The sequence below is a fragment of the Enterovibrio calviensis DSM 14347 genome, assembly GCF_000621165.1.
In the GTDB taxonomy this organism is placed as follows: domain Bacteria; phylum Pseudomonadota; class Gammaproteobacteria; order Enterobacterales; family Vibrionaceae; genus Enterovibrio; species Enterovibrio calviensis.
Genome location: NZ_JHZA01000001.1, coordinates 187,967 through 213,339, shown reverse-complemented (window position 1 = coordinate 213,339; position 25,373 = coordinate 187,967). Strand labels below are relative to the sequence as shown.

The window sequence follows — 25,373 nt, the reverse complement described above, 5'->3', positions numbered from 1 at the left end:
AGATCTTCATTGGAATGGTTTTCGCGATTTCCCCATACCCATTTCTCAAGCCTGTTTTTATCTAGCCCCTAATGTGCCTGCTTCCCAATGCACCCGTTACCTAATATATATACTAAATCAAGGGTTTAACGTTAAAGGCCACCTTGCTCGGTGGCCTTTGTTGTGTGTCTACCTGTCATCCAATCATGAGCAGCGGGATCGTCGATTTCCTCAACAGTGTTTTAGTTACATCACCAAACATCTGCTGGTGAATACGCTGGTGTGCGTAAGCGCCGCAAACAATTAAATCGGCGTCATGCTGTTTGGCTGTCTCCAAGATGGCTTGAGGTACACGCATACGGCCAGATTTAAATACCACACAGTGACTTTCTATGTCATGCAGGGCGAGGTAATCACACAGCCCGGTTTGGGTTGGGCGCTTACTTTCAGAGCGTTCACTGGTGATGATAGTGACGGTGTTTGCACGCCGTAATACGGGCATTGCGGCGGCCACGGCACGCACTGCCTGAGTATCACCGTTCCACGCGATAACGACATGCTTTGGTGAAAATTGAGCTTGCGTGCGCGGCATCACCAGAACAGGTTTCCCGCTGTGAAGAATCGCTGCCTCAAAGCTCACGCTCGACTTCCCGCGCTTGGGCTGCGGCACGACCGTTAAGTCGGCGAGTTTTCCTTTTTCTGCCACCACTTCGCCGCGAAAACCCGGTACGTCTTGCCAATGTGCCGTGCTGGCACTTTGCTTCGGTGTAGCAGGCATTTGGGTGATCCCCAGTTTCGCGCAGGTATCATCGAAGGTTTCGCGCACTGATTCAAAATCTTCACTGACATAGTCTGAAACGATTTGGTCGATGCGTTTATAGAACTCGTCAGAGATGAGTTGGCTTTCTTCCGGTAATAACTGACGCGGATTTATCTGGGCGTGCAATACCTCTAAGTGTGCATCGAAGTAGCGCGCGACATTCAACGCGCCTTCTAGTCTCTCTTGGGCGTGAGCATGGGACGCGAATGGCATGATAATGGTTTTGATGGTCATAGTGGCCCCCGTTAGTAGCCAAGCGGCCAAGGCAGTTCAACGTATTCCTGAAGCAAGCCGACAGGCAACTCCAGCACCATGGCGTCGGTCAAGAACAGCAAGAAGCCGACAGCCAGCGCGGTGAGCAACGATGCACGAGGCAGCGAGACACCGGCTTTCACCACCAGGAAGGCGATGAAAAACACCGTAATTGCGATGACATAACCCACCAGATAACAGCCCACGATCAGGGCAAGCAGCCAGTAAAGGTAATGCATCATGCTGGTGGCATCTTTGTTTAGGGCATAGCCTTGCTCATATTCCAGATCAAAGTAGACGGGGTCAGTGCTGGGTTTGGTTAGCAGTTGCCAGAGCACAATGCCGGACAACGCAGACATTAAACAGCCAATCACGATGGTGAAGATACCGCCGAGGAAACTTTGCTGGAAGCCATCATAAATGCAATACAGGAACGCGAGATTCACCGCCGCTGCAAAAATAACTTGAGGCTTGCGGTTGTAGGCCAGTGGCGCACCAACGCCCGCATCTTGTTGCGCTTCACGTTGCTTTTTGGTGTTTTGACGGAACATAAAGAACAAAGACACCAAGGTAATCACACCGATGATGATGACACCCGGACGCAATAGGAAGCCTGTTCCATCGAACTGTACGGCTTGATAGAGGTAGGTTTCCATACCGCTAGCCAGCACAAAGCCGATGAGAAACGCGGGGCGAGGCCAATCAAATCGCTTCATCAGCACACCTAAAAAGCCAATCGCAAGCAGCGTGATGAGATCACCCAAATCTCGTGTGGCCTGAAAAGCGGCAAAGCAAATAACCATCACCATAAACGGCGCAAGCAAGGCATAGCGAATAGTGGTGAGCTTGGCGACCCAAGGGGAGATAAACATGCACGCACCCGCGCCAAACACATTCGCGAGTGCTAATGACCATACGATGGTGTAGGTAATATCAAGGTCGGTGCTGACCATGGCTGGCCCCGGTTCTAGTCCGACAAGCACCATGCCACCGAGAAAAACGGCCATGCTGCCTGAACCTGGAATACCAAACAGCAGCGTGGGAACCAGCCCGCCCCCTTCTTTGGCATTGTTTGAGGATTCAGGGGCGATCACGCCGCGAACATCGCCGTGGCCAAATTCTGATTTCCCTTTGGTGGTTTGCACGGCATGGCCGTAGGCAATCCAGTCCACCACGCTTCCACCAAGACCGGGAAGCGCACCAATAATACAACCGATCACGCTGCAACGTACCGCGAGCCATTTGTTGTTCAGGAAGTCTCTCACGCCTTCCATCCAGCCGCTTCCGAGGGTGCTGGCATTTGCAATGGGCTTGTTTTGGCGCAATAAATCAATGATCTCCGGAAGCGCGAAAATCCCAAGGCCGACAACCACCAACGGGATGCCGTCCATCAGGTAGAAGTTGTCGAAAACCATGCGGTATTCGCCCGTGGCTGGGGCGCTACCTAAACTGCCAAGAAGTACACCAAGCCCACAGGCTGATAACCCTTTTACGAAACTTTTGCCGGCGAGCGCGCCCACCATGCTGAGGCCTAGAAGCGTCAGCATGAACAGTTCTGCCGATCCAAACGCGAGGATCACTGGGCGGGCAATCAAGACAAATCCCGTGAGGATCACGGCACCAAACAAGCCGCCAAAAAGAGAGGACGTAAAAGCCGCGGAAAGGGCGCGGGCGGCTTGCCCTTTTTTCGCCATCGGAAAGCCATCAAGCACGGTGGCTTGAGAGCCGCTTGAACCGGGAATGCCCATCAATACCGATGTGAAGGTGTCGGATGTTGGGATAACGGCGACCAAGCCAATGAGCATGGCTAACGCCGAAATGGGGTCCATGCCGTATAAGAATGGCAGTAACAAGGAAAGCCCGGCGATGCCGCCAAGCCCGGGGAAAATACCTATTGCCAGCCCAAGCACCACGCCGCCCAGCATGTAGGTGATGTGGTTCAGGCTGAGAATGGTCTGGAGAGCATCGAATAATTCGCTGAACATACAACGTCGCCTTTCAATGAAAAAGGAGGCGCTACACATTGGCATGAATGTGCAGAGCCCCAAGATGGAGTCGCTTAGAACTTGGTGTTGTATTTCTCGGTGAGCCAGTTTCTGACCCAGTTACGATTGGTTTCGTCGAGCGAAAGGGCGGTTTTCAGTGCGGCTTGTGCATTGTCGCCAGTGAGCTGCGGATAGTCGCCGAGTACTTTGTCAGACTTGGCTTTGAAGTCTGGCTGACTGACTAACGCCGTGGCGGATTGACGCCATGTTGCAAGCACTTCGGGAGACACGCCTTTTGGCAAGAAAATCATTTTCTGTGCCGCAAAACCCGCGGCAAAGAAGGCTTTCCAAACTTCAAATCCTTGCTCCGCTGATTTGTCTGGGTTCGCCATGGCATACACTTCGGCAAAGTGCGGTAAATCAGGGAAATTAGGGTCGCGTTGCAGCTCGCCATCGTCACCAAGTATCCCAAAGCTAAACAGTGGAATTGCTTTTCCTTCGCCAACCAATGGTGTCACTTTTTTCAGGTAAGAAGAGCTTGTTTGCGAATCAATGTTCACTTCGCCGCGCTCGAACGCCAATCGACCAGCGCCGCGACCTTTCATGCCAAAGGTGGCTTGAACGTCCATATCTAACAAATCCATCGCCAGTAATGGCACGAGATCGATAGAGGTTGCGCCTTGGCTGGCGTACTTGAACTTGAGGTCGCCTTTTTTCTCTATCAGTTCTTCTGCCGAAGAAATGCCGGTAGACGGTGACACATACACCACACCGCCTGTTGGTGATGCCAGCACAACTTCCCAGTCGTTATAGTTATATTTCACTCGGCGATCTTGAAGCAGGTAAGGATATTGGGTGGACGCGGAGCTTGCGAAAATGTTTAGCCCGTTGTCTTTGGCTTTACGGGCAAACTGGTTTGCACCTTTGGTTGAACCGCCGCCGGGAATGTTTTTCACGACCACCACTGGGTTCCCTGGTAGCTCTGTGCTCAGAAGCGGCGCATAGAAGCGTCCCCATGTATCGGTGCCGCCACCTTCTTTATAGGGAATGGTGAATTGCACGCGCTTTCCATCGAATGACACCTCTTCTGCCATTGCGGCTTGAGGGACGACAACCATCGCACCCATTGCCAAAACCATGGCTTTCAGTGAGAACGTTTGAGAAATGACTTGCTTCGCTTTGCTGTGAATAAACATCTTTTCACCTTTTGTATCTGTTCAAACCGCTCTTGGTGGCGGTGAGATGAGTGATTAGTTTGTATTTCAGGATTCACGCTAATCGGCGAAGCTGTCATGAAGCTGGCACGTTACAACCGGATAACAAAATAGTTACATCGATCACTGCTAACTCGATGGAGCGTCTTTGTCAGCCAACAAAAAACGCCACCGTGCTGGTGGCGTTTGGAGGGCGGGTTACCCTTGTTTCGCGGCTAAACGTTTTTCGCTATCGGTGTTTTGTTGTAGATTTTTGGCGATAGCTTTGTGGCGATAGCTGTGTGGTTATAGACATTTGGCTCTTGGTATTAGACAGCTGACCCTGAGCGTCTAGTAATACGCATTGCCTTTGAACAGTGGACGGGCAGTTCTGACCAAAGCGGCTTGGCGAATTTGTGGTTCGTCCGTGCCGGGTTCAATCACCACGCTGACCTGAATTTTGCCCGCAGGGTGTTCAATCTCAATACGATTGCTGGCGATGTCTCGCGCACAATCATGGCCTACCGTGCCCGGCAACATGGTGGAAACCGCCACGCAAATGGCCCCTGTCACCGCATGGCTTGCATGGCAGTTATGTGGCACGAAATAGCGCGATGTGATGTTACCGCCAAAGGCCGGTGGTGAGAGCAAGGAGACTTTAGGGATCACGCTGTCACTGACATCGCCCATGCCCATTTTCTCTCCGGCTTCGCGGCGAATCGATTCCAGCTTTGTTAAAAACGCCGCATCACTATCCAGTTCTTCTTTGGTTTCATGACCGGTTTTTCCTAGCGATGGTGCATGAATGTGAACCATGGGGACAGAGGCATCAATACAGCTGACGGGGACGCCTTGTATCTCGTCCTTTCGGTTACCTGTAGGGAATAGGTGTCCTGTTTTCGCGCCGCCGACGTTGAGAAAATTCAGCAACACGGGGGAGCCGGTTTCTGGCACGCCATCAATCTTAATGTCACCGTCTAATTTTACTTGGCCGTGGGGAGTCTCTGCGGTCACTTCGATGATGGTATTGGTATTGACGTTACGCACTCGGATAGTGGTTTCAGGGGAATTCAGTGTGATGAGCTTTTTCTCTGCGCCGAACAGCAAAATGCCGGAGAGGATGTTGCCGCAGGATGGTTTGGTATCGACAATTTTCTGTTCTACTCCGACTTGTGCGAAGAGGTAATCCAAATCGACGTCTTCAACCGCACTTTGCGAAACGATGGCCACTTTGCTGGTCAGGCTAGTGCCGCCGCCAATGCCATTGATTTGCTGGGTGTCTCCTGAGCCCATGACATGAATAAGCACATCGTCACGTTGTTGCGCGTTGTTGGGAAGATCGCTGGCAAGAAAATAGGCTCCCTTGGATGTGCCACCACGAATGAGCATGCAAGGAATGCTGATTGATTGTTCCACTCTGTAACTCCTTAGCCAGATACGTCGAAAACTGTGGCTAAAGGGTAAAAATCGAAACTGTCAGAAAGCTGTCATGGTCAATATGGGGTCTGAAGGGGAAATACCGCGGGCTATTCAAACTCCTTCAGGGCGTTCTCCCACTCGGTGATCACGATGTCGCGTTTATTCTGATCTGAGCTCACCAACAAGGTGACGTCCATCGGTATAGGCTTTAACTGATCGGTCAGCGTGGCGCGCATAAAGTTGGCAGATTTTGGGCTATTAATGTCTGAGCGGATAGGCGGCATGTTGGTTTGGCGCGCCATTAATTGCTGACCTTCGTAGGACACCAGATAGTTGAGAAAACGCTTAGCAGCATCGGGGGCTTGGGTCGATTTATTGATAAATGCCGAACGAATCACCACGGGGGTATAATCCTCGGCAGCGACAATAATCACATCCTCATACCGCTGTTCCCAGCTTCGAGCGTATGAGCCCATGATGTTGTACGCGAGCAGAATTTCTTCGTTGTGCAAGGCCGTCAGCATAGAAGCGGAGCTTGGGAAAGTCCGTGCATTGTGTTGTTTAAAGAGCTCTAAAATTTGACCGTAGTTGGTGGCTTGAATGCGCTCGAACGACCACAAAAGATACCCAATGCCCACTGTGCGAATATCGAAGGTGCCAATTTTCCCGTTCAGCTGATCCCCGTAGCGGCGGATAAAACTCAACAGCTCGACGCGATTTTTCGGCACAACTTTGCCTTCCATGAAGGCTTTGTTCAGCACGATCACTGCAGGTTCATAACTGAATCCATAGAGTTCATCGCGCCACACTGCCCAGCTAGGCAGGTGCTCTTTGCTATCGGGCATCCGGCTAGCGACTGGCTTGTAAGGTAAGGCAAAACCATCGTTGACGAGCCTAAATTGTAAGTCCATCACCGAACTGACCGTTACATCTGGTTTGGGCTCAGTGCCATTGCGAATGTATTGATTTAACGTGTTACTGCTGATGGCTTTGTATTGAAGATCAATGTCTGGATGGCGCTTTTGAAAGTCATCAAGCAGCGGCTGCATTTCAGAAATGTAGGCCGCGGCATACACGCGGAGTGTTTCACCAAATGCCAAGGGCGAGGCGAAAAGTAGCGTAATGTTCACAATGCGAGCAAGGTTCATACGCGTCTCCAACTGCCAGCGGGGAAGGTCACTTTCACGGTCAGCCCCTGTGGCTGCGTGTCTTCAAGGGTAAGCGATGCATTGAAGTTGGTGGCGACGTCATGGGCTATCGCCATGCCTAAACCCGTACCTTGGCTGGTATTGTTGGGGCTTCGATAAAAACGCTCAAACACATGAGGCTTATCCTTTTCTGAGATCCCATCGCCGTGATCTTGAATGCGTAACACCGCCGCGTTGTTCTCGACCCCCAGAAAAATGTCGACAGCGCTGTTATCCGGACTGTACTTGATGGCATTTTCGATAAGATTTAAGAGCATTTGAGACAGCGCGAAATCATCCCCCACAACAAATACCGTATCCGATTCGTTGTAGCCCAGCTCTACCCCTCGCGACAGGGCGTTAATGGCGAGATCGCGACACACGGATTTCACCTGTTCATTGAGGTCGATTGTACTGGGAGCAAGGCTTCGGTGGCGATGGGTGATCGTGGCTTGATTGAGTAGCTGAGTAATGGTTCGGTCAAGATGGTCACACGCCGTTAATACGTGCGTCAGGTGCTTAGTGGCTTCTTCATCTTTCGTGGAATCTAACGCCATTTGAGCTTGCGCTTTCAACCCTGACAGCGGCGTTTTCAGTTGATGTGCCGCTTCACTGGTGAAGTTTTTCAGGTTGCGTAGTGTGGTATCGAGTTGTTCCATAAAACGATTGATGGTGGTGATCAGGTGATCAATCTCTTGCGGCCCTTGATGGCTGATCGGCGTTAAATCCACGTTCGATCGTTTTGCGATTTTCTTGTTGATGTCGCGGATCGGACGAATGATTTTCCATGTCGACAGCAGAGTTAACGTCAGAGAGGTCAGAATGACCAACACAACCAAGTTTTGTGCTTGGAAGGTGATTTCTTCTTTGAGTTCTTGGCGCGAGTTTAGTGTTTGCCCCACCAACACATATACGTCTTTCAACCCACTCGGCGTGTTAATCGAGTTACTGACGATGGTGAAGCGAAAAGGCTCATCGCGATAATCCATATCGAAAAATGATGCGCTGGGTTCGAGTTGATTGGTGTGCTTTTCAATGCGGGTCGTGATGTCGGAGCTGTTCATCAAATCTTGATAGCCGGTAATGACTTCTCTGTCTTCATTCACAACCAGATAAAACACCCGATCTCTAGGTGATTGCGCCAGTACTTTAAACGCCGATAGGGGAATGTCGACCACCCAGCTTAGATTGATGAAGCGTACATTATCGATGATTTGAAATGCAGCGCCGCCAAGAGAGCGATCATAAGACAGCTGGGCGGTGTGGTGTGCGTAGCGATTGGCCGCCCACAGGGTAACAATACTGACTGCAAGCAATACAGTGAACGCCGTGGCAAGCAGCTGAAAACGCAGACTCTTGCTTGACCAATGCAAAGGGAATAAACGGCCGGATTCAGCGCTTTGCATCATTAGCTTTGCTTATCAATGGCGTAGCCCAAGCCACGGAGTGTTTTGATTTCAACATTGCTTTGTGAAATGGCTTTTCTGAGGCGGGCCACATAGGTTTCGATGGCATTGGTATTCGGCGTGTCATCAAATCCGTAGAGATGGTCGATGATTTCTTCTTTGCTCATCACACGATTGGTATGGCTGAGGAATATCTCCAATAATCGCAATTCGCGCTGTTTGAGCACGATTTCTTCACCCTGCACAAACACCTTGCAACGCACTGCGTCAAACTCAATATCGCCAAACATCAAGTTGTTTGTATCGGTGCCCTGTCGACGTCTTACCACAGCGCGACATCGTGCTTCGAGTTCGCCAAAATCAAAGGGTTTGGTGACGTAATCGTCAGCGCCCAAATCTAGCAACTGAATGCGATCTTGCACGTCGGTTCGTGCGGTTAACACAAGGATGGGGCTATCGGAATGATGGCGGATTTTTCTGGCGATTTGCTCACCAGACTTGTTAGGTAGGTTTAGGTCTAAGATCACCAGATCGTATTCAGTTTGGCTCACCATGGCGTGCGCGATATTGCCATCATAGGCACAATCCACACCATGGCCTTGCTTAGTAAAGCGCTGTTCAATCGCTTCGCTGATCAATCTGTCATCTTCGACGATAAGAATACGCACGATACCACCCAATACGACTCGCAAGAATGTAAATTATTGGTTGATAAAATGTTAATTGCAACGATTCTAATTTGAAACTGAGTAATGGGTGAGGTTAGCTGTGTGTTCCAATCTCGACGATTGGGTGAAAACTGCTCGAAGTTCAAAGACGAGAAAGTGCGTCTGGTGCGATAGGTTCACAATGAGCCGAGCAGGCGCAAGCAAAACCAGATTTAAGGAAAAGTGATGGAATACCAAGTGGTGACTAACCTCTCCGAACAAGACATTCAGGATGTCCGAGCGGGGCTGCGTGCGTTTAACGACCCGTTTGTTGAACACCTCAATGAGACTCAAGTCGGCGTTTTTGCGTTGGATGAAAATGGCGTTCGTGTGGGGGGCATTATTTCGCGCTTATGGGGGAATTGGATGCACATCCTTTACCTTTGGGTCGACCCTTCATTAAACGGAAAAGGAGTGGGTTCAGATTTAATGCAAAAAATGGAAGCCCTCGCGATTGAACAAGGTTGTAAGTCAGCCATGGTAGATACCTTCAGTTTTCAGGCAAAGCCCTTCTACGAAAAAATCGGCTATCAAAACAGAATGACACTTGATGACTTCCCTGGTGATGAGCAGGCATTGCACTTTCTTACTAAATTGCTGGTGGATGCGTAACCATGCTGCGCGGAATTAATCACGTCACTCTGGCGGTTTCGAACCTGGATGCTTCGCTGAAATTTTATATTGGGCATCTCGGTTTTACCGGACATGTCCGTTGGAACACTGGCGCATATTTGACCCTTGGCGATTTTTGGCTTTGCCTGTCGGTTGACGAGCCTTGTGATAAAAGTGACTACACACACCTTGCGCTTGATATTGATGAGCAAGCGTTTGATGTAATGGCTGACAAGCTTAGAGCATCGGGAGTTAAAGAATGGAAAGACAACCGAAGTGAAGGGCGTTCTATCTACATTCTTGACCCTGATGGGCATAAGCTTGAAGTGCATACGGGCGGCCTGTCGCAAAGACTTAAAAGCTTGAAAAAGAAACCCTATGAAGGACTTATCTGGCTTTGAATCTGCGTATTGAAATGGTACAAAACCCTGAATAATACAAACGACTGATGACTGCGTGATAAAGCCTATTCACGTGAACACTGCCGCATTGTTCCCTCAGTGGACATACTATCCGCCAAGACTTTGACGCACTTAAAAGCCCTTCTATCACCAACATGCTAATTTGCTTTCATCAGTGAGTAACTAGCGATAATATCGCGCCCATTATTGGTTTCGTCGTTCGCGAATGACGATCATTCCGCGCAACGAGACTTCTTGAACCGTAAAACAAGCCGCGACGCCGTTGGCTTGATTTCACTCAGACAAATTTATTTTTACTTTTTGGGCCTTTGAAGGCCGTTTCAATACGTTGAAAGTTAGGAGAGATGGCATTGCATTACTATCGTTGGTATGCAGTTTATACCCATGATCATTCGGAGAATATTCTGTTCGATCATTTGTCAGCTAAAGGGTATGACGTTTATTTGCCGCGCCGAGCTATTAGAACCATGGTGGGCATTAAAACTAAAACCACGTATGAACCTTTGTTTAAATCTCATGTTTTTGTACGTACGTTACCTGAAGGTTTGCAACAGGTGAAACTCGCACCAGGTTTCTCGCATTTGATCAGAAATGGCAATTACCTCGCTGCTATTCCTGAAACTCACATCGTGAAAATTAAAACGATTCTGTATCACTATGATGATGTCACGTCATTGGCGAATAATCTTATTAGTGGCTCGACGGTGGCAGTGATTAATGGTTCGCTCCAAGGCATGACCGGAACCTTGGTTGATGGTGAAGGCGCGCGACCTATTGCGATGGAAGTGGGTCAACTTGGACGCTCTGTTATGGTACCTGTACCAATGGCGAGTGTGGTGCGTACTGAGATCCCGTCACCCGCGTAGCGGGTCTTGTCGGGTTTGAGTCGCAAGGTTGTCGCCCAATGTTGCGTATGCTTATTTTCGTTTTAACATGTTGTTTTTAATAGATTGTCATGTTGGTGTCGGGCTGGTGTCGTTCTCGCATCTGGTCATTTTTCGGTAGTTTTAAAGGGCACACAGCACAAAGGATTGAACAATGATTATCAGGAAACTTAGGTTACAGCGCGGTTGGTCTCAAGAACAACTTTCTGAAATGAGCGGATTAAGCGTTCGCACTATTCAGAGAATTGAGCGCGGTGATAAACCGGGGTTGGAATCACTGAAATCTTTGGCTGCTGTCTTTGAACTTCAAGTCTCTGATCTTCAAAAACTCCCGGAGCCCGACATGACCCAAGATATTAAAATTACGGAAGAAGAAACACGTATCCTCAACCAGGTTCGAGAAATCAAAGGTTTCTATTCGCACCTGATCACTTATGCCTCGGTGATTACTGGGCTGTTTATTTTGAACTACATGACCAGCCCTGAGTATATTTGGGCATGGTGGCCTGCACTTGGTTGGGGTATTGGTATTGCTTCCCATGGTTTAAGTGCGTTTGAAGTGTTCAATTTCTTTGGCCCCGAATGGGAAAAGAAGCAGGTTGAGAAGCGACTGGGACGCAAGTTGTAGCCGATTAACGTTCCCTCTCTAAAATGCGAAGGCCAGCAAATAGCTGGTCTTTTTTGTTTCCTCCTCTCCTTATTTCACTTTCCAACCCTTCCTTCTTATTCCTCGTTCTTATCGACGATGCCTAAACAACTTTAAGGTATTCGATATCAACCCCCCTTCGGTCGGTTCGCTTATGGGGGCATTTTTTTCTCACTATTGATGCATTCATTATTTGCCGAAACCGGTTTCGTTAAATAGTTTTTAAAAGAATGATGCAAAAAGTGAGTGACCAATGACATTCAGTCTTCGCGCCAAGAGTGTGACCAAATCACAACGAGATAAACGTCCGACGATTAATGATCTGTCGCGTGCCTTGGGGTTGAGCAAAGGCACGGTTTCTCGAGCGCTGAATGATTATCCCGACATTTCACCTGTGACGAAGCAACGCGTCAGAGCGAAAGCTGAGGAAATTGGCTATCGGGCGCTGAGCTATGCGCAGGCGATAAAAACGGGACAGGTCAGAGCGATTGGCCTCGTGCTTAATTTGGGTAACGACAACGCCCACCGTCCATTTTTGACTAACTTTATTGATGGGATAAGCCGTGCAGTTAGCCGTCAAAATTGGACGCTGACGGTGGCAACTGCCAACAGTGAAGATGACGAACTATCGACGCTGTCGCGATTGATTGCGGAGCACAAAGTGGATGGCTTTATTTTGCCCAGAAGCCGAGTGGATGATGGGCGTGTTCATCTACTCAAAGCGGCCAAGGTGCCGTTTGTGATTTTTGGTCGTACCGCTGATATGTCCGGTGTGAGCAATTTCGATATTCGTGGCGAGTCAGCCATGCAGGCATCTGTCAGCCTGCTGGCGAACAAGGGACATCGCCGCATCGCATTCATCAATGGCGGCAAAGAATACAACTATAGCCATCTTCGTGAGCAGGGCTACCGAGATGGGATCACGCAGGCTGGGCTAGACATTGATGAAGCGCTCATCGTATCTGGCGGGATCACCAAAGCTGCGGGTCAGCGACTGGGTGCGAAGCTGCTTGGGTTGCCGCAACCGCCTACCGCGATTGTGTGTGCACTGGATATTGCTGCGCTGGGTGTCTACCGAGCGGCAGCGGACAAAGGATTAGAAATTGGGTCTGATTTGGCCGTGATTGGCTATGACGGACTGCCAGAAAGTGAGTTTGCTTCTCCGCCACTTACCACGTTTTCCGTTGATATGCGGCTATCAGGAGAACAATTGGCGTCGTTGCTATTGCGACAAATTAACGGCGAGCAACCCGAAGCGTTGCGTGAACTCATGGATGCCCAACTGATGCAACGACGTTCTCATTGTCATCGTGATGATCATGAGAGCGTCAGTACTGACACGTCGTCAGTGTAGGAAGTAGTGACGCACTAAAAGGAGAAAACCATGAATAATCAGCAAGCAGGCAAGCGTCGTTGGTTGGCAGGTATTGTGTTGTCAGCGATGTTTGGTGCTTCATCCGCTTATGCGGCCGACACGTTTAGATTCTGGACAACAGAGGAGCAACCTGAGCGGCTTGAGCGCCAAAAAGACATGGCAAAGGATTTTGAAAAACTCACTGGCACCAAAGTGGAAGTCATTCCTGTAACGGAAAGCGACCTTGGCACACGTGCTACGGCAGCCTTCTCTGCCGGTGATTTGCCTGATGTGATTTATCACCCGCTGCAATATACCTTGCCGTGGAGTGAAGCTGGGATTCTCGACGCTGATGCTGCCACCGAAGTAGTGGAAGAGCTAGGGGATGACACCTTTGCTTCTGGCGCACTGCAAATGGCCACGGTGCCAGATGGTTACGCGGCGGTGCCCGTCGATGGTTGGACACAAATGATTGTGTACCGAAAAGACTTATTCGACGAGAAGAAACTTGCTGCGCCAGATTCATTTAAGAATGTCGTTGCGGCGCTGAAAGCGCTACACAACCCGCCAGAAATGTTTGGTTTTGTGGCAGCAACCAAAGTGGATGAAAACTTCATGAGCCAAGTGCTAGAGCATGTTTTCCTCGCTAATGGTGTGTCTCCGGTTAACAAAGAGGGTATCCAAGCACTGGATAAGAAAAAGACCACAGAAGTGCTCGATTTCTACAAAGCAATTGCCAATGCCTCACCGGATGGGGAGTTGTATTGGAAGCAATCGCGTGAACTGTATTTCGCAGGCAAGGCAGCCATGATCATTTGGTCTCCCTTCATTCTTGATGAGCTAGCAGGCTTGCGAGACAGTGCGCCACCAACCATCAATGACGATCCAACCAGCCCTGAGTTGGCGTCTAAAACCGGTATCGTGACGCGTTTCTCCGGCCCGTCTAACCCAGAAGGCGCCGCGTGGGGCGATGTGCGTTATTTCGGTATCACCACGGACGCGGATATTGATAACGCCATGGCGTTTGTTCGCTATTCAATGAGCGACGGCTACACCAACACCTTGGCCATTGCCCCTGAAGGTAAATTCCCTGTTCGACGTGGTGATGAAAACAACCCGACGTTATATACCGAAGCGTGGTCAAAACTGCCTGTGGGCGTTGACCGCAAAGCACCACTCTCTGAGCTGTACGAAGCAGAGATGATCGACGAAATCGTGTCGGGTTTGAACAATGCACAACGTTGGGGTGTGGCAGAAGGCCAATTGGCGCTGGCATCTCGCGTGATCAACAGCCAATCCATCAATCGTCTGGTACGTGAATACATAGACGGCAAACGTGACGCATCCAGCACTGTCGATGCGATGAATAAAGCGTTAGCTGAAATCCAATAGCGTTATTTTGCCTTAACACAGGAGCGGATATTTCCGCTCCTGACGGGCAGATATTATCCAAGGAATTGGGATGAGCGAACAATCTTACAATACTCAGCCTCAACCGCCGAAAGGGGTAGGGCCACTGCAACGGCGCGAAACGCGGCTTGCATGGGGCCTTTTGTCTCCCACTCTGATCTCTGTGGCATTGGTGGTACTGCTGCCATTGCTGGCCATTTTCTGGATCAGTGTGAAACCCATTCAACTCTCAGATTTACGTGCGGTAGAGCCCAACGTTTATGAACGTTTTCGAGGCAAAGCGAAAGCTGTCGGCGATGACATTCTCATTGAATACCGTTTAACGAACCGATCGAAAGAAAAGCCGATTACAGAGGTGACGCTGAAAGACGTGCTGCCTGAAGGGCTAGCCGTTCAGTCTGTGCCAGAAAACTGCACGCTCAGCGGGCGCGAAATCAATTGTGATTTGGGTGACTGGGAACCAGGCTACAAAAAGAGGCTTCAAATACCGGTTGTGGTAGAAGCAGCGTACCTTGCTAACCCTGTTGGGATGCGTGATTACCCTGCAGAAATGACGGGCGTCAGCAGCTCAGATCTCTTCAATGCCAATTTTACCACCGAAAACTTCGCCAAAGTGTTTGATAGCGACGAGTTTGGAGAAGTGCTGTGGGTGACCATCTTTTACACCGTGTTTGGCACCGTCGGTGCGCTCGTGGTGGGCATGATGGCGGCGCTCTTGCTGAACAAAACGTTTAAAGGACAAGGCATCATCCGCGGATTAATGCTGTTCCCGTATGTTGCGCCTGTCATTGCCGTTGCCTTTACGTGGGTGACATTGTTCGATCCATTTTCCGGTTCAGCCAATGCACTGCTCATTCAAATGGGCGCGATTGAATCCCCGATCAATTTCTTTGGTGAGAAGCCTCTGGCCTTGATCAGCGTGACTGTGTTTGAAATTTGGCGCTATTTCCCCCTTTCGTTCTTGTTCATTTTGGCGCGAATGCAATCTATTGATGCGGACATGTATGAAGCCGCGCGTATGGATGGAGCATCACCTTTTCAGCAGTTCTGGTATCTCTCGATTCCGCAGCTACTGGGCATCTTGTCCGTTCTGTTCTTGCTGCGCTTTATCTGGACGTTCAACAAATTTGACGACATTTTCCTTCTCACTGGCGGTAACGCAGGCACACGGACACTCACAGTGAATGTATACGAACAGGCATTCGCCTTGTCGAACATTGGTGCGGGCGCGGCCGTTGCTGTGGTGATCTTCGCGTGCTTGTTGATCTTCTCGTTCTTGTTTTTCCGATATGTCAGCAGGGAGGAGGGGTTATGAAAACGACTTCCGATCAGATTTGGTACCGACAATCCGATTTTGTGTGTGCGGCAATTGGTGCGCTGTGGGGTGCAAGCTCCGCAGTGACTGTCACGGTAGCATTGGCACTGATGACAGGGGCCGCCGTAGCACCTGTGATGTTAGCGTCTTTGATTGCGGGTGCGGTTTCCGCGGTGTATGTGCTGCGCATGCAACAACGCTTAGAAGGCACGGCGCTTGTGGTCAGTGGCACGACGGTATTCTTGCTGTTATTCCTTGTAATGACGGGCTTAGAGCCATTTTCGCTCTCGCTACAAATCGATACGATATCGCAAGCCGTCGCCTTGGTTGTCATGGCGTTGTTCACCGTCTGGCCGCTGTCGCGCATGCTGGTGGATGCGCCGAAAGGTTGGCTGGATCGCCATGAATTTGAAGGCGCGATCATTAACTTCTTCTATTGGTTTGGGTATTTGTTTTTCATCATTATCGTGGCGATACCGTTTTACGTGATGGTGATGACGAGCCTAAAAAGCCAACAAGCGTTGCTCGCCAACCCCCTCGATTTCAGTTTGGATTTGGACAAAGGGCTGGGCTTGTTCCGCTCTTACATTGAGCTGTTCGAGCAGTTTAATTTTGGCGAATATTTGCTGACCTCATTTAGCGTGTCGGTCGCGACCGTGTTTGTCACCTTGCTGTTCAGTGTGCCAGGTGCGTACGCCGTAGCGCGATTACGTTTTCGTGGTCAGGCGGCCATGTCGCGCTCAATCTTGCTGATTTATATGGTGCCGATGATCGTTCTCGCGCTGCCGATATACATTGGTTTTAGCATGCTGGGGTTGAGAAATTCCTTGTTCGGGATTTTGCTCATCTATCCCGTCACCACCATTCCTGTCGCCCTTTATATGCTGCAAGGCTATTTCCGTGGTTTGCCCGCAGAGATAGAAGAAGCCGGGCTGATGGATGGATTGTCGCGACTCAAAGTGATCTGGAAAATCACCCTGCCACTGAGTTTGCCAGCCATGGCGTCGGTTTCGCTATACGTGTTCATGATTGCGTGGAATGAATTCCTATTGGCATTCATGTTATTAGATGACCCATCGAAATTCACCCTGACTCGAGGGGTTGCCATGCTCAACAGTTCTGAGATCCCACGGCAGCATTTGATGGCCGGTGCAGTGATTGCGACGGTGCCGATCATGCTTATTTTCCTCGGACTAGAGCGCTTTATGGTGAAGGGACTTACCGCAGGGTCGGTGAAGTAGCCACGTGAAAAGATCAATGAAGATTTGGACAGAAAACAGTTTAGGGAACCGATGATGGAAGCGTTAGATCAACAAGCTATCAATATATTGAAAGACAATGATCGTGGTGGCTACACCGTGCCGACAGCCGGGTTGTATCCGTACCAGTGGAACTGGGATAGCGCCTTCGCGGCACTAGGGTTTGCTACCTTTGATCTGCCACGCGCATGGCAGGAAATAGAAACCTTGTTCACCGCACAATGGGACAACGGCATGGTGCCGCACATTGTGTTTCATCAGCCTGATGAGGGGTATTTCCCCGGGCCAGATGTGTGGCAAGGAAAAGGGCCAATCGCCTCTTCGGGCATTAGCCAGCCGCCTTTGGTGGCGACCTTTGCGCGAAAGATTTATCAGCGTGATCCCGAGCTAGGCGAGCAAAAGCTGCGGTCGCTCTATCCTTCGCTGTTGAAATGGCATCGCTGGTATATGGAAAGCCGCACCGAATCAGGCGCAGTGGCGAGCACACACCCTTGGGAAAGTGGCCGAGACAATGCGCCAGATTGGGATGAGGCTTCACAAGCGATTGATACCTCGAAAGTTGGGGAATATCAGCGTCGTGATACCTCACACGTAGATGCGTCTATGCGTCCAACCAAGCTCGACTATGACCGTTACCTTTCCCTGCTTTATTTTGGCAGAGACGCCAATTGGGATGAGGCTGAAATTGCGCGCAATGCGTCGTTTAGAGTCGCAGACCCCACGCTTACGTTTACCTTGCTGCGTGGTCACCGCGACTTGGCGGAAATTGGGCGCATGTTGGGCGAAGATGTCAGCGAAATCGAAGCATGGATTGCGGCGTTAGAAAAAGGCTGCATGACGCTTTGGAACCAGGAAATCGATGCGTTTGATAGCGTTAACCTTCGTAATGGGAAATTTGCAGGCAGCTTGTCTAACGCCTCATTTCTTTGTTGGTATGCCGGCATTGAAAGCCCTGACATGATTGCGCATCTCGAACGACTGCTAGCAAGTGGCCACAACATTGTGCCTAGTTATGACCCCGCGGGCGATGACTATGACGCGATGCGTTATTGGCGCGGCCCTGTGTGGGCAATGATGAACGCATTAGTCGGCTGGGGATTGGAAGATCAAGGGCACGTGGTGCTAGCGCGAGCGGTTAGACAACAGACAGCAGGGCTGATTGCGAATTTCGGTTTTGCGGAGTATTTCAACGCAGACAATGGTCAGCCCGCAGGCGGTGGTCATTTCACATGGACGGCATCGGTTTGGCTGTCTTGGTCGTTGTCAGACATAGCAGGAGGCTAGGATTATGGGCTCTATTCAACTTAATCGTGTTGAGAAGTGGTACGGCGATACGCAGGTTATCAAAGGCATCGATTTGTCGGTCGAAGAAGGGGAGTTGGTCATTTTCGTCGGCCCGTCTGGGTGTGGAAAGTCCACATTGCTGCGCATGATTGCGGGTCTAGAAGAAACGAGCCGCGGTCAAATCTTGATTGATGATGTCGACATGACCGATCAGCCGCCTGCAAAGCGCGGCCTCACCATGGTTTTTCAAAGCTATGCCTTGTACCCGCACATGTCGGTGCGTGACAACATGGGCTTTAGTTTGAAAACGCAGGGTAGGCCAAAAGCTGAAATTGATGAGAAGGTCAATTACGCAGCGCAGGTGCTCAAGCTAGAACCTTATCTCGACCGTCGACCTCGACACCTATCTGGTGGTCAGCGCCAGCGAGTGGCGATAGGTCGCTCCATTGTGCGCGATCCCACGGCATTCTTGTTTGATGAACCGTTGTCGAACCTTGATGCGGCACTGCGCGTAGAAATGCGTTATGAAATCGCCAAGCTTCACCAGTCTTTGCAATCGACGATGATCTACGTGACGCACGACCAAGTGGAAGCGATGACGCTTGCCGATAAAATCGTGGTGCTACAAGGAGGGATCATCGAGCAAGTCGGCAGCCCGAAGACACTCTATGATCATCCCGCAAACCTATTTGTGGCGCAATTTATCGGCAGTCCGAAGATGAATATCATCCCGTGTGTGACCGAGGGTGGAGAGTTTGGCCTCGCCGGAGGCAAAGGCGGAGAGTATCCGTTTGATAGGCCAGCAACGCAAATGGGCATCCGTCCTGAAGCCATTAATTTGGTGTCGCCAGAAGAAGGAAACTGCAAAGGCATTATTGATGTGACTGAATACCTAGGTGCGGATATCTATCTAGTTGTTGATTGCGGCGAATTGGGCAAAGTGACTGTTCGTACCGACGGAGAAAGTGAAGTGCGAGCGGGAGATCCTATTGGACTCCAGTTCCACGCCAACAAGCTTCACTTTTTTGATGCAAATGGACTCTCTGTTTCGTCGTCGTGATCATCAGCGCTAAGGCCTTTCGAGTTGGCACTAGCGCAAACACACTCCTTTGATAACAGTATTTTTCATTCGGTTCTGTTATCCATACCCGGCATTTCCTCCTTGGGTGCCGGGCTCTTTTTTCCCCTGATTTTTCGTGCCTAATTAGATAACCGCTTCTTCAACAGAGATGTTCTCAGTGACTTTCACGCGGGCAATTCGGTTGTGATTAATCAACAACACCTCAAACAACCATTGGTCGTGCTGAATGGTTTCCCCTTCAACAGGTAGGCGACCTGCTCGCCACGTCAGCATGCCGTTGAGTGTTTGAAAGCCTTCCACTTCTTCACCATCAACGCGTGTGACATTGAATTTGTTTTTGAATTCACTGATTGGGATCAGCGCATCCATCACCCAGCCGCCTTCTGGCAGCGGCTTGGCCCATTGCTCCTGAGGTGACAATGACAGCTCGCCTGCAATGGCTTCCAGTAAATCGTAGTGCGTGACAAGACCTTGAATGTCGCCGTATTCATCGACAATGAATGCCATCTCCGCACTGTGCATTTGCAGATGGTTGAGCAAGGTTAGCCCTTTCATGGATTCAGGGACGTACAAAGGCTGCTTAAGCAATTTACCGATGGTGATGGTTGAGAGTTCGTTTTCTGTACTCAACAACATCTTGGCCGAGACTGTGCCGATCACACTGTCCAAATTGCCTTGGCATACCGGAAACACGCTGTGCTTGGTGCTTCGAATACGTTTGTGGATCTGTGTGATGGGTTGTTCGATGTCGAGGAAATCAATGTCACGCCTTGGCGTCATCAGTGAGCCAACGAGTCGATCATTCAGGTGAAGGATATTTTGAATCATTACTTGTTCACGCGGCTCGATCGCGCCGGATTCCGACCCTTCATTCACTATGGCTTGAATATCATCTTCCGTCACGATGCCGTCGTTGTCTTGATTAACTTTAAGCAGTTTCAACATCATTTGTGTTGATGTGCTCAGTGCCACCACGAATGGGCGCGTGATAATCGATATCCAAAGGATAGGGAATGCGACCACCATAGAAATCGCTTCCGCATTGGATTGCGCAATACGTTTAGGAACCAGCTCGCCAACCACGATGGCGAAATACGTGATGCCCAAGACCACACACGCTGTCGACAGCAGGTTTGCAGTTTCTGCATCCATGCCGTTTTGAACCATGATCTCGGCGAATGGCACGGACAATGTGGCTTCCCCGACGATACCGCTGAGCAAGCCAATAACCGTGATGCCGATTTGAATGGTAGAGAGGAAGGTGTTTGGGTTCTCTTTTAAAGTAAGCGCAACGGCAGCCGCTTTGCTGTTTGCGGCGAGCTTTTTAAGGCGACTGGTTTTTGATGCAACCAGAGCAATTTCTGACATCGCAAACAGTCCATTTAATACAATTAAACCAACAAGTAAGAGGGCATTCATATACGACCAATTTAGGTAATTAACAGCGCTCAGAATAATCTGCAAATCCGCTTTGGAATGTGATTCAACGAATAGATTTGACGCATCATGAGAAGGTTTTTATCCGCCTTGCTGATCAATGAGTTAAAAGTGCCTCGTCGACCGGCTGCAATATCGTTCAATACCCTGACTCTGGCTTGCCATACGCTGTGCCTATCGAAGAAGGAGTACGATATGGGAAGTGCGATATGGAAAGTGTGATTTTGGCGATGGCGACCTTTGCGTTCGTCGGCGCAGTAACCCCTGGCCCTGTGAATATTCTGGCGACCAGCACAGCGGTGAACGCAGGCGTATTGGAAGCGGCAAAGCATGTTTTGGGGGCGTCATTGGCGTATGCCTTTGTGGTGTATTGTTCAGGCAGTGTCATGCACAGTTTGTTGGCCGTATTGCCGAAACTGGAAGGGATCATGCAAGTCAGCGGAAGCCTGTATTTATTCTATTTGGCGTATAAGATTTTTTCCGCGCCCGTCACATCGATGGCAACGGCACACTCAATGCGATCAGGGCTTTGGACTGGCTCGTTGACTCAACTGCTGAACCCGAAAGCGTGGTTGGTTGCAATGTCTGGCATCAGCTTGTTTGTGGTGGGGCGCGGCGACGAAGGCTTGTACTTGTTGATATTCACCAGCGTGTCATTGGTGTTGTGTCTGATAGGGGTCGGTGTCTGGGCAGTACTAGGGACAGTGCTCGCTACCCGTCTCGAAAATCCCAAACAGCAACGTGCCTTCAATCGCATCATGGGTGGGTTGTTGGCGGTTTCTGTGGTAATGATATGGACGTAAGGAAAGCCACACTCTTAACGCATCATCAAAGCAATATCAAAAAGGACAGCGATGAAAAAGGACACTAGCGCCAGTTTCAAGCAAAGCACCGTGCTGCCTTGGGTGGAATTGCGAGTGGCAAACCAAAGTCATGCTTGTTACGAAGCGCATTCTCATGATGAATTTTCGTTTGGCATCATCAATCAAGGACACGCGCATTATCGCAATCGCCAGAACATCCATCAAATTGGGCGTGGCGATGTAGTGACGATCAACCCCGCGGACGTGCATGCCTGCAACCCTCAAGCGGGCACTTGGTCTTATAGCATGTTGTTTGTAGACACTCTCAAAATGGGTGACGTACAACGCGATGTCCTTCAACGTGATTCGTCAGACTACACACCATTCCTTCATGACGTAGAACGTCATTCCGCCATTCAGCAGCGATTTGAAGCCTTATTCGAAGCATTACAATCTGATTCGAGTGCGTTACAAGCCCAAGTGTGCCTGTTCGATTTCATCGAGGTCATGCTGGGTAAGTGGGGGCGTGAACAGGTCGGTCGAATGACAAAGCAGCCACGATTGATGCAAATTCGCGAGAAGCTGTTAGATGATATTGACCATACCCATCAACTCGAAGACTTAGCGCAAGAGGCGGGTATGAGCCGCTATCAACTGCTCAGAGCATTTAAAAGTCAGTTCGGCTTGCCGCCGCATGCTTACTTGATGGATGAGAAAATTAAGCGCGCCAAAGTCATGCTGAAATCGGGCAATGACATTGCTGACGTGGCGCTGCAACTTGGCTTCGCGGATCAAGCGCACTTTCAGCGCCAATTCAAAAAGAAACTCGCCGTTACGCCGAAATATTATCAATCTCATTTCTTGCAAAAATAACGCGCTGAACAGTGCGTTTTGCCAGAAACAAAAAGGCCATCTCATATGTAGAGATGGCCTTTTTGATCGTGTTTCAATGGCGGTGTTTAAAGCGCGCGATTAGTCTTCTGACGTTGCGGCAATTTTGTGAATGGCCAAATCTGCGCCGTTGTATTCGTCTTCTTCTGTCATACGAATACCAGCCGTTTTATCTACGGCAGTGTAAACAATCCAACCGCCGACGAAAGCGATAACCACACCTGCAATGGTGCCGATAAGCTGAGACATAAAGCTCACGCCGCCCAAGCCACCCAAGGCTTCCAAGCCGAAGATACCCGCAGCAAGGCCACCCCACATGCCACACACACCGTGCAATGGCCAAACACCCAACACGTCATCAATCTTGAAGCGGTTTTGCGTTAGGGTGAACAACCAAACAAACAATGCGCCAGCAACACCACCAGTAACGAGCGCACCAATTGGGTGCATTAGGTCAGAGCCCGCACAAACGGCAACGAGACCCGCTAGCGGACCGTTGTGTAGAAAGCCTGGGTCATTTTTGCCGACAATAAGTGATGCGACGATGCCGCCAACCATTGCCATTAAAGTGTTCACTGCGACCAAACCGCTGATGCCGTCGAGTGTTTGCGCTGACATGACGTTAAAGCCAAACCAACCGATGGTCAGGATCCATGCGCCAAGGGCGAGGAAAGGGATGTTAGAAGGTGCAAATGCAATCAAACGATCGCCACGATAGCGACCATTTCGCACACCAAGGATGAGCACGGCTGCGAGTGCAATCCACCCACCGACGGCGTGAACGACGACTGAACCCGCAAAATCGTGGAAAGCCGCGCCAAATGTCGCTTCAAGCCAATCTTGGAAACCAAAGTTACCGTTCCAAATCAGGCCTTCAAAGAATGGATAGACAAATGCCACGATGGCTGCAGCCGCAACAAGCATAGGCGCGAACTTAGCGCGTTCTGCTACGCCACCAGAGATTATGGCGGGAATGGCGGCGGCGAATGTCATCAAGAAAAAGAACTTAACCAGTTCATAACCGTTGTTGGCGGACAGTGTTTCTGCGCTGCTAAAGAAGGTGGTGTCGTAGGCTACCCAGTAGCCAATAAAGAAGTATGCAAGCGCTGAGAAGCCAAAGTCTGACATGATTTTTACCAAGGCATTGACTTGGTTGCGATGCCTAACGGTACCGACTTCTAGAAAGGCAAAGCCTGCGTGCATGGCAAGTACCATAATGGCACCCATCAAGATAAAGAGCGTGTTCGCGCTTTCCGTTAGCGTTTGAATCGCGCTACTAATATTTTCCACTGTGATTTCCTCTACTTCCTTGAGAACAGAATTTTCCTAGAGAGCGATAAAGCACAAATCATGCCTAGTCGCTCAATAAGGGTGCAGAGAAACACCAATAGAGTGCAGGCTATCTATAATTTATTGATATATATTCAATTAATGGATTTTGTTTTTTGGGTAAGTTGCACCGAGACTTTGCGGCTTCGATGTGTTTTCTGCATCATTGTTGTGCATTTCAGGTGATTTAGATGCACTGATATGGTGCTTTTCGAGAGAAAGCACAAAAGGGCATAGAGATGTTCACTCATATGCCCTTCAATTTGCTCAAGACCCTTCAACTTGCTCAAAACCTAGATGGTTTCACGGAGATTGCTTCACGCGCATAGATAGCTGCACTTTGTTTTTTATCTTCTCGCTTAGATCGCGTTCCAATCACTCAGCTCTACACAATCACCTTGGTAAATTACTGTGCTTGTTGGGTCATTGGTTTCTGTCACCAATAATTCCGAACTGTTTTTCAGCGCCTTCCATTCAGTTGGGCTCATAAAACGTGTGTCGTTGATGCGTCTGAGTGTGTCGATACGTTGCAGTTTTCCGCTCGATTTATCACGCATCCATACCATGGCTGTCTCGGACGGCAGATTGGCTTCCCGAAGGTTTCGTTGTAAGCGGATGGTTGATTCACCTGGCCTCACACCTTGATACGCCACCAGTGCGAACTGATTATCTTCAACGTTCGAGGACATCATCGCGAAGTAGGCTGCGGGTTGAACATGCGAAATTAACGTTCCTGTTAGGTTGGACTCATCAGGAGGCAATATAGGCTCAGGTGTAATGATCGGTCTGAGGTACAAGCCCAGCATAAGCGCGAAAGCGAATCCAATTGGTGTAAACCACGATGGCCAACGGCGAGTGGGGGAGTGTGTCGATAGGCTTTCTTCGTGTCGGTGGCTTCTTGGGAACAGCGCAAGAGAAATACGATCCCACACTTTTTGTGGGGCAGGAGAAAACAGCTGCTCTTCAAGATTTTCATCCATAGAAGGGGTTAGCCCACTAAAGTGTTTTTGCCAATGGGCGATATCTTCCCACCACGTTGGATCCTGTTGAATCAAACGCTCGAGCCGACGACGAACTCGGGGAGTTAACGTACCCAACACATATTGTGCAGCCAGTCTGTCGCGAACCTCGGATGATGCATAGCGCTTGGCTGTTATTCGGTTAGGCATCGTTTCAACTCCTGCAGTCCGCGTCTGATCCATGACTTTACTGTGCCCAGCGGCGAATTGATGTGCGCGACGATTTCTTGGTGTGTCATACCGTGTTGATAGGCGAGTATGATGGCGTTGCGTTTCTCATAAGGCAACGCCTCGAGACAGAGATCGAGGCGTTGTCGTTTCGTTGTATTTGGGGTGGACGTGTTGTCATTGGCTGCCGCTTCTTGGGATAAAAGCACTGAGCTGTCATCACTTTGTTGACGCCGTCGTCGTTGGCGCAGTTCATCAATGGCAAGGTTTCTCATGCTTTGGCAAAGCCAAGCCCATGGGTGCTCAATAGGGTGATGACGACTATTAAACCAAAGCTTCAAAAAGCCTTCTTGAAGAAGGTCTGCGGCGAGTTGGTCGTCTTTCACAATGGATTTCACTAAGCTAAAAAGTCGCGCGTTCGTCAAAGCATAGAGCGCCTCGAATGCTTCTTGATCTCGAAGCGCTACGCGTGAGAGTAGCGATGTTAGTTGTTGTTTATCGACGCTCACTG

General features: G+C 49.8%; 23 protein-coding genes. 12 read left to right on the top strand and 11 right to left on the bottom strand.

Going from position 1 to position 25,373, the window contains the following annotated elements:
• Positions 1 to 175 precede the first annotated feature (175 nt).
• From Q365_RS0100950 to Q365_RS0100920, 7 genes are all read right to left on the bottom strand, one after another.
• Entirely contained in the window at positions 176 to 1,033 is an 858-nt protein-coding gene (locus tag Q365_RS0100950; protein WP_028021579.1) for a universal stress protein, read from the bottom strand.
• 11 nt (positions 1,034 to 1,044) lie between these two features.
• A complete protein-coding gene (locus Q365_RS0100945; protein ID WP_028021578.1) occupies positions 1,045 to 3,036 on the bottom strand; it encodes a tripartite tricarboxylate transporter permease in 1,992 nt (663 codons plus the stop codon).
• A gap of 74 nt (positions 3,037 to 3,110) precedes the next feature.
• On the bottom strand, positions 3,111 to 4,232 hold the full coding sequence (locus tag Q365_RS0100940; protein WP_035024234.1) for a Bug family tripartite tricarboxylate transporter substrate binding protein: 1,122 nt from the start codon (positions 4,230 to 4,232) through the stop codon (positions 3,111 to 3,113).
• A gap of 348 nt (positions 4,233 to 4,580) precedes the next feature.
• The gene (locus Q365_RS0100935) at positions 4,581 to 5,645 is read right to left on the bottom strand and encodes a 4-oxalomesaconate tautomerase (RefSeq protein WP_155858971.1); all 1,065 of its coding nucleotides are present in this window, start codon (positions 5,643 to 5,645) and stop codon (positions 4,581 to 4,583) included.
• A gap of 110 nt (positions 5,646 to 5,755) precedes the next feature.
• Complete coding sequence (locus Q365_RS25220) at positions 5,756 to 6,796, bottom strand: ABC transporter substrate-binding protein (RefSeq protein ID WP_081796098.1); 1,041 nt, start codon at positions 6,794 to 6,796, stop codon at positions 5,756 to 5,758.
• Positions 6,793 to 8,244: a sensor histidine kinase gene (locus Q365_RS25215; protein WP_051563692.1), complete on the bottom strand. Its 1,452-nt coding sequence runs from the start codon at positions 8,242 to 8,244 to the stop codon at positions 6,793 to 6,795. The genes Q365_RS25220 and Q365_RS25215 overlap by 4 nt, the downstream gene beginning before the upstream one ends.
• The gene (locus tag Q365_RS0100920) at positions 8,244 to 8,909 is read right to left on the bottom strand and encodes a response regulator transcription factor (protein ID WP_028021575.1); all 666 of its coding nucleotides are present in this window, start codon (positions 8,907 to 8,909) and stop codon (positions 8,244 to 8,246) included. The genes Q365_RS25215 and Q365_RS0100920 overlap by 1 nt, the downstream gene beginning before the upstream one ends.
• Positions 8,910 to 9,134: 225 nt before the next feature.
• On the opposite strand from Q365_RS0100920, the gene Q365_RS0100915 reads away from it, so the two are divergent.
• The 10 genes from Q365_RS0100915 to Q365_RS0100870 all read left to right on the top strand — a co-directional run bounded on the left by Q365_RS0100915 (position 9,135) and on the right by Q365_RS0100870 (position 19,194).
• Positions 9,135 to 9,560, top strand: coding sequence for a GNAT family N-acetyltransferase (locus tag Q365_RS0100915; protein ID WP_028021574.1), 426 nt, complete (start codon positions 9,135 to 9,137; stop codon positions 9,558 to 9,560).
• 2 nt (positions 9,561 to 9,562) lie between these two features.
• Entirely contained in the window at positions 9,563 to 9,961 is a 399-nt protein-coding gene (fos, locus tag Q365_RS0100910; RefSeq protein WP_028021573.1) for a fosfomycin resistance glutathione transferase, read from the top strand.
• Positions 9,962 to 10,332: 371 nt separating this feature from the next.
• Positions 10,333 to 10,848, top strand: a complete 516-nt coding sequence (gene nusG / locus Q365_RS0100905; RefSeq protein WP_028021572.1) for a transcription termination/antitermination protein NusG — start codon at positions 10,333 to 10,335, stop codon at positions 10,846 to 10,848.
• 172 nt (positions 10,849 to 11,020) lie between these two features.
• Positions 11,021 to 11,494, top strand: a complete 474-nt coding sequence (locus Q365_RS0100900; protein ID WP_028021571.1) for a 2TM domain-containing protein — start codon at positions 11,021 to 11,023, stop codon at positions 11,492 to 11,494.
• A 271-nt stretch (positions 11,495 to 11,765) separates the two neighbouring features.
• Positions 11,766 to 12,866 carry a substrate-binding domain-containing protein gene (locus Q365_RS0100895; RefSeq protein WP_028021570.1) on the top strand — a complete coding sequence of 367 codons (1,101 nt, stop codon included), beginning with the start codon at positions 11,766 to 11,768 and terminating at the stop codon, positions 12,864 to 12,866.
• 30 nt (positions 12,867 to 12,896) lie between these two features.
• The gene (locus tag Q365_RS0100890; RefSeq protein ID WP_028021569.1) at positions 12,897 to 14,258 is read left to right on the top strand and encodes an ABC transporter substrate-binding protein; all 1,362 of its coding nucleotides are present in this window, start codon (positions 12,897 to 12,899) and stop codon (positions 14,256 to 14,258) included.
• Between the two features lie 70 nt (positions 14,259 to 14,328).
• Entirely contained in the window at positions 14,329 to 15,591 is a 1,263-nt protein-coding gene (locus Q365_RS0100885) for a carbohydrate ABC transporter permease (RefSeq protein WP_028021568.1), read from the top strand.
• Positions 15,588 to 16,832: a carbohydrate ABC transporter permease gene (locus Q365_RS0100880; RefSeq protein WP_028021567.1), complete on the top strand. Its 1,245-nt coding sequence runs from the start codon at positions 15,588 to 15,590 to the stop codon at positions 16,830 to 16,832. Before Q365_RS0100885 ends, Q365_RS0100880 begins: the two co-directional genes overlap by 4 nt.
• A 54-nt stretch (positions 16,833 to 16,886) precedes the next feature.
• Positions 16,887 to 18,134: an MGH1-like glycoside hydrolase domain-containing protein gene (locus tag Q365_RS0100875; protein ID WP_028021566.1), complete on the top strand. Its 1,248-nt coding sequence runs from the start codon at positions 16,887 to 16,889 to the stop codon at positions 18,132 to 18,134.
• 4 nt (positions 18,135 to 18,138) lie between these two features.
• Entirely contained in the window at positions 18,139 to 19,194 is a 1,056-nt protein-coding gene (locus tag Q365_RS0100870; protein ID WP_028021565.1) for an ABC transporter ATP-binding protein, read from the top strand.
• Between the two features lie 144 nt (positions 19,195 to 19,338).
• Here Q365_RS0100870 and Q365_RS0100865 read toward each other — a convergent pair whose 3' ends face one another.
• The gene (locus Q365_RS0100865; RefSeq protein WP_028021564.1) at positions 19,339 to 20,634 is read right to left on the bottom strand and encodes a hemolysin family protein; all 1,296 of its coding nucleotides are present in this window, start codon (positions 20,632 to 20,634) and stop codon (positions 19,339 to 19,341) included.
• Positions 20,635 to 20,861: 227 nt separating this feature from the next.
• Here Q365_RS0100865 and Q365_RS0100860 point away from each other — a divergent pair, with 227 nt between their 5' ends.
• Both Q365_RS0100860 and Q365_RS0100855 read left to right on the top strand, forming a co-directional pair.
• Positions 20,862 to 21,455: a LysE family translocator gene (locus tag Q365_RS0100860; RefSeq protein WP_028021563.1), complete on the top strand. Its 594-nt coding sequence runs from the start codon at positions 20,862 to 20,864 to the stop codon at positions 21,453 to 21,455.
• A gap of 51 nt (positions 21,456 to 21,506) precedes the next feature.
• On the top strand, positions 21,507 to 22,328 hold the full coding sequence (locus Q365_RS0100855; protein ID WP_028021562.1) for a helix-turn-helix transcriptional regulator: 822 nt from the start codon (positions 21,507 to 21,509) through the stop codon (positions 22,326 to 22,328).
• A 99-nt stretch (positions 22,329 to 22,427) separates the two neighbouring features.
• On the opposite strand, the gene Q365_RS0100850 is transcribed toward Q365_RS0100855, so the two are convergent.
• From Q365_RS0100850 to Q365_RS0100840, 3 genes are all read right to left on the bottom strand, one after another.
• A complete protein-coding gene (locus Q365_RS0100850; RefSeq protein WP_028021561.1) occupies positions 22,428 to 23,636 on the bottom strand; it encodes an ammonium transporter in 1,209 nt (402 codons plus the stop codon).
• A 398-nt stretch (positions 23,637 to 24,034) separates the two neighbouring features.
• On the bottom strand, positions 24,035 to 24,844 hold the full coding sequence (locus Q365_RS0100845; protein ID WP_028021560.1) for a hypothetical protein: 810 nt from the start codon (positions 24,842 to 24,844) through the stop codon (positions 24,035 to 24,037).
• Complete coding sequence (locus tag Q365_RS0100840) at positions 24,829 to 25,371, bottom strand: RNA polymerase sigma factor (protein ID WP_028021559.1); 543 nt, start codon at positions 25,369 to 25,371, stop codon at positions 24,829 to 24,831. The genes Q365_RS0100845 and Q365_RS0100840 overlap by 16 nt, the downstream gene beginning before the upstream one ends.
• Between the last annotated feature and the right edge of the window lie 2 nt (positions 25,372 to 25,373).

Bases quoted from the DNA above. Each gene is read 5' to 3' on its own strand.
- Q365_RS0100950 (WP_028021579.1), bottom strand. From the start codon at position 1,033: ATGACCATCAAAACCATTATCATGCCATTCGCGTCCCATGCTCACGCC.
- Q365_RS0100945 (WP_028021578.1), bottom strand. From the start codon at position 3,036: ATGTTCAGCGAATTATTCGATGCTCTCCAGACCATTCTCAGCCTGAAC.
- Q365_RS0100940 (WP_035024234.1), bottom strand. From the start codon at position 4,232: ATGTTTATTCACAGCAAAGCGAAGCAAGTCATTTCTCAAACGTTCTCA.
- Q365_RS25220 (WP_081796098.1), bottom strand. From the start codon at position 6,796: ATGAACCTTGCTCGCATTGTGAACATTACGCTACTTTTCGCCTCGCCC.
- Q365_RS25215 (WP_051563692.1), bottom strand. From the start codon at position 8,244: ATGATGCAAAGCGCTGAATCCGGCCGTTTATTCCCTTTGCATTGGTCA.
- Q365_RS0100915 (WP_028021574.1), top strand. From the start codon at position 9,135: ATGGAATACCAAGTGGTGACTAACCTCTCCGAACAAGACATTCAGGAT.
- fos (WP_028021573.1), top strand. From the start codon at position 9,563: ATGCTGCGCGGAATTAATCACGTCACTCTGGCGGTTTCGAACCTGGAT.
- Q365_RS0100900 (WP_028021571.1), top strand. From the start codon at position 11,021: ATGATTATCAGGAAACTTAGGTTACAGCGCGGTTGGTCTCAAGAACAA.
- Q365_RS0100895 (WP_028021570.1), top strand. From the start codon at position 11,766: ATGACATTCAGTCTTCGCGCCAAGAGTGTGACCAAATCACAACGAGAT.
- Q365_RS0100890 (WP_028021569.1), top strand. From the start codon at position 12,897: ATGAATAATCAGCAAGCAGGCAAGCGTCGTTGGTTGGCAGGTATTGTG.
- Q365_RS0100885 (WP_028021568.1), top strand. From the start codon at position 14,329: ATGAGCGAACAATCTTACAATACTCAGCCTCAACCGCCGAAAGGGGTA.
- Q365_RS0100880 (WP_028021567.1), top strand. From the start codon at position 15,588: ATGAAAACGACTTCCGATCAGATTTGGTACCGACAATCCGATTTTGTG.
- Q365_RS0100875 (WP_028021566.1), top strand. From the start codon at position 16,887: ATGGAAGCGTTAGATCAACAAGCTATCAATATATTGAAAGACAATGAT.
- Q365_RS0100870 (WP_028021565.1), top strand. From the start codon at position 18,139: ATGGGCTCTATTCAACTTAATCGTGTTGAGAAGTGGTACGGCGATACG.
- Q365_RS0100865 (WP_028021564.1), bottom strand. From the start codon at position 20,634: ATGAATGCCCTCTTACTTGTTGGTTTAATTGTATTAAATGGACTGTTT.
- Q365_RS0100860 (WP_028021563.1), top strand. From the start codon at position 20,862: ATGGAAAGTGTGATTTTGGCGATGGCGACCTTTGCGTTCGTCGGCGCA.
- Q365_RS0100855 (WP_028021562.1), top strand. From the start codon at position 21,507: ATGAAAAAGGACACTAGCGCCAGTTTCAAGCAAAGCACCGTGCTGCCT.
- Q365_RS0100845 (WP_028021560.1), bottom strand. From the start codon at position 24,844: ATGCCTAACCGAATAACAGCCAAGCGCTATGCATCATCCGAGGTTCGC.